At 71.9% G+C, this 3970-nt stretch carries 4 protein-coding genes; 3 read left to right on the top strand and 1 reads right to left on the bottom strand.

Annotation, left to right across the window (positions count from 1 at the left end):
- The 3 genes from IZR01_RS51870 to IZR01_RS48515 all read left to right on the top strand — a co-directional run.
- Nucleotides 1-851, top strand: an 851-nt coding sequence (locus IZR01_RS51870; RefSeq protein ID WP_228561418.1) for a hypothetical protein, incomplete at its 5' end; no start/stop codon positions are given.
- Nucleotides 848-1264, top strand: coding sequence for a GntR family transcriptional regulator (locus tag IZR01_RS51865; protein ID WP_369125453.1), 417 nt, complete (start codon nucleotides 848-850; stop codon nucleotides 1262-1264). The genes IZR01_RS51870 and IZR01_RS51865, both read left to right, overlap by 4 nt.
- 78 nt (nucleotides 1265-1342) lie before the next feature.
- Complete coding sequence (locus tag IZR01_RS48515) at nucleotides 1343-2089, top strand: TetR/AcrR family transcriptional regulator (protein WP_194899875.1); 747 nt, start codon at nucleotides 1343-1345, stop codon at nucleotides 2087-2089.
- Between the two features lie 50 nt (nucleotides 2090-2139).
- On the opposite strand, the gene IZR01_RS48510 is transcribed toward IZR01_RS48515, so the two are convergent.
- A complete protein-coding gene (locus IZR01_RS48510) occupies nucleotides 2140-3939 on the bottom strand; it encodes a CocE/NonD family hydrolase (RefSeq protein WP_228561417.1) in 1800 nt (599 codons plus the stop codon).
- Nucleotides 3940-3970: the final 31 nt, after the last annotated feature.

Genomic DNA, 3970 nt, shown 5'->3' with positions numbered 1-3970 from the left:
GGCTGTGGATCGGCTACTCGGTCACGGTGAGCGGCGACTCGATGCTCGTCGGGCCGTCACTGCTGGCTGTCGGATACGTTGCCGGCGTGCTGATCGGGGAGGGGCTCATGCCGGGCCCGGCGGCCGCCGTTGTGCGGAACTCCGGGCTCCGGGCGCGGCGGCCGTCCGACTACGTCGACCGTGCCGCGTGGTGGGCCCTGGCCGCCGCCGGGGTGGGTGTGCTCGCGACGGCCGCGGTGGCCGCGAGCATGAGTGCCGCTGACGGCCGGAGCCGGGTCTTCGATTGCTCCGCGGCGACGGCGGACCCGGATGCGAGCCATCTTCCGGTGTGGATCAAACAGAGCTGGGGCGGCGGTGGGTGGCTCGGCGCCCACTCCAGGGGATGGGCCATTCTGGCCGCCGGGCGCTGGCACCTGCGCGAGGTCGTCGACTGGCCCGGGATTCTCGTCATCGTGCCGCTGCTGGTGGTGTGGGCGGCCGGGCTGGCGCTGGCCTGGTTCACGCTCGGCCGGGTCGTCAGCCGGCCGAGGTTCTCCCAGGAGCCGGCGGCGGTGGCCCTGGACGACAGGTTCCGCACCGAATCAGCACGACGACTCGTCGGGGCCTGCGGGGCCCTGCTCCTGGTCCCGCTGGGCCTGGTGCTGCGCACCATGGGCGCGAGCCTGCTCCACGCCTGCAACCCGACGCAGGACTCCTTCCCCGGGCGGTACCTGCTCGACGTCGCGAACGTGCTGCTCGTGCTCGCGCTGGTGGTGGCCATCGGCTATCCGGCCACGGCCCGGGCGGCGCGCAAGTCCGACGGCGCCCAGAGCGCGGGTGCCTCCGGCGATGGGAAGGCAGTGGCGTCGTGACCGTGCACGCGGTTCCGGCACTCGCCGTCGACACCTCCTCGCCGACGCCGCCGTACGAGCAGATCAGGGCCCAGATCAACGCCCTCGTCGGGAGCGGTGCCCTCCGGCCCGGGGACCGGTTGCCGCCGGTGCGACAGCTCGCAGCCGATCTGGACCTCGCGCCTGGAACCGTCGCCCGCGCTTACAAGGAGCTGGAAGGCGCGGGCGTGGTGGTCACCCGGCGCCGAACCGGCACGCACATCGCAGACTCGGCCCGACCGACCTCCGCGGCCGATCGCGCCGCCGCGCTCGACCAGGCGGCGCAGGCGTACGTCGCAGCTGTTCGGGCTCTGGGGGCCACCGACGAGGACGGCGTGGCGGCGGTGTCGCGGGCGATGGCACCGGCCATGGCGCCGGAGGATCCGGGCCGGTGATGACCACCAAGGCGCTGACATGGGCGCTAGCATGGCGCGGACAGGCCAGCCCCAGCGGAAGCGACGAGGATCTGTTGTATGCCCGTTGAACCGACCGAGCCGCGCCGGCGGCGTGTCGACGCCGAGCGCAACCGGCGGCGGATCCTCACCGGCGCGCGCGAGGTGTTCCGCGACCACGGCGTCGCCGCCACGCTCAACGACATCGCGCACCACGTCGGGATCGGGGTCGGCACGGTCTACCGGCACTTCTCCGACAAGGAGGAGCTGATCGACGCGCTGTTCGACGACATGGTCGAGACCGTCGACGGCTACCTGCGCGAGGCACTCCAGGAGCCGGACGCCTGGCTCGGGCTGACCCGCGCGCTGGAGCAGACCTGCGAAGTCCAGGCCTTCGACCGCGGCCTGCGCGAGGTCATGCTCGGCACCGGACGCGGCCCGCAGCGCCAGCGGCAGATGCGGGACCGCGTCGCCCCCTCGGTCGATGCCCTGGTGGCCCGCGCCCAGGAACAGGGCACGCTCCGAGCGGACGTCGTGCCGCCCGACTTCGCGGTCGTGCAGCTGATGCTGGGCGCGGTCAGCGACCACACCGGCCAGCCGGAGCTGTGGCGCCGCTACCTCGTCCTGCTGGTCGACGGTCTGCGGGCGCGGCCGGAGAATGTCCAGATGCCTGAGTTGCAGGCCTCCGACGACGCCATGCAGGAGGCGCTCGCCGCGAGCAGCGCCCGCTCCGTCCGGGGGACCAGGGCCGACACCGAATCGGCTCGTGGTGCCCAGGGCGGCAGGCGTCCGGGGCGCGATTCCAAGTCCGGCGGGCAGAGCGGGTAGAGCCGGTAGAGCCGGTAGAGCGGGCAGAGCGGGCAGAGCCGGCAGAACAGTCAGGACGACGGTCCCCAGTCGGTCGGGCTGGCCGTGAACTGCTCCGGCGAGGCGAGCGGCACATCCAGCACGGACGGCGTGGACCCGCCGAACTGAACGGTGTAGGTGCCGCCGGCCAGGTTGGCCTGATCTTGCGGGGTCGGCATCAGCGGGAAGTGGAAATTGGCCGGCGGCTGGCTGGTGACCACCACCTGGATGCGGTCACCCGCGGGGATCAAGGTGAAGTTCGCCAGCAGCGAGATGTCGTACCGCGTAGTACCCCCCGGAACGACCGGCTGCCGGCTCCATTGGGTGAACGGATGCGACGGATCGAGCAGCACGCCGCCGGTGCCGTACAGACTCTGCGCGGGATCGACGGCGCGCTGACTGCCGAGCAGGACGCCGTCCGCCTGCTTGACCACGGTGCCGTCCGGCGCCACGACGTTCAGCGTGGCGCTGAGTTCGACGTCGGTCGTCGTCGAGGCCGCGTACACCGTGAGATCCGAGGGCCCGTCGAGCACGGCGGAGCCGGTGAGCGGCGCTGTCGTGTATGTCAGGGAGTTGGCGGTGCTGGCCGCGGCCCAATCGAGCGTCCCGCTGCCGGCCGAAGCCGACTTCGACTGCGACTTCGCCAGCGTGCCTGAGCCCGCCAGGCAATACCTCTGCGCGGACGGGGACGGCGGCCACGCGGCGGTGTCAACCCACTGCTTCGCGGTGTTCTCGAACAGGTGAAGCGGGGTCGAGGTGTCGGCCATCCCGGTGCGCTCGCCCTTGAGCCAGGTGTCGAACCACTCCAGGCGGATGTTCTCCAGCGTGGTCCCGTCCACGTTCTCCCCGTGCGTCCAGGGACCGACGATCGCCTGGTACCGGCCGGTGACCGGTTCGCCGGCGGTGATCGGGGCGGTGAGCGGGCGGTGGAAGTAGGCGTTCTGCGCGGTCGTGTAGTCGCCGAGATCACCACCGGGGAACAGGTCGTTCCAGCCGGCTTCGCTCAACGCGGGGATCCGGTTGGCGACGATCTGCGGCATCAGGCGCTGGGCGTCAAGGGACTGCCAGTACGCGTCGTCGTACGAGCGCGATCCGCCGGTGGCTTGCTGCGCGATGGTGACCGATTGCGGATCGGTGGCCGGGTTGTCCTGCGGTCCGCGCGGCTCGGCCTGGGCGATTCCGGCGACGAAGGGCGTCGGGATCCCGCCGTTCGCGGTCAGGTCGTCGTAGAAGTTCGAGTCGGTGCAGAACGGGGTGATCGCCTTGAGCGCCGAGTCCCGCCCGACGGCCGCCGCGGTGTACCACTGGTCGACCCCGAGGTAGGAGCAGCCGTCCAGCCCGACCTCGCCGTTCGATCCGGCCAGCGAACGCGCGGCCCAGTTCACCAGTTCCGCGCCGTCCCGGCCCTGGCGCTGACCGAACCAGGAGACCTGCCCGCCCGAGGCCCCGGTACCGCGCACCGCGGATGCGACGTAGATGTATCCGCGTTGGACGAAGTAGTCCCCGGCCGTGGTCGGGTCTGAGTGTCCGGTGCCGTAAGGGTTCTGGGTGAGCAGCACCGGGAAGTCGCCGGCCGCCCGGGCTCCGGTCGCCGGGTCGGTCGGGTACACGACCTCAGTGGAGATCACCACCCCGTCGTCCATCTTCACGGAGATGTCCACGGGCTGACTCACTCCGTAGGTCGCCGCCTCCGGCTGCCAGGAACCGGCCGCACCGGCTCGGGACTGGGGTCCGGACTGGGGTCCGGACGGCGGTCCGGCGGCGGACGCCGCGGCCGGGACTATGCCCGCGGCGGTCAGCGCCGCCACGACGATCGGAATTCGCGCCTTCAACTCAGCCTCCGTTGATGTGGGTGGGATGGGT

The sequence above is a fragment of the Catenulispora pinisilvae genome (genome assembly GCF_015356865.1).
GTDB lineage: Bacteria > Actinomycetota > Actinomycetes > Streptomycetales > Catenulisporaceae > Catenulispora > Catenulispora pinisilvae.
Note: the sequence above shows the minus strand (reverse complement) of the source record. Positions and strands in the feature narration are given on the sequence as shown.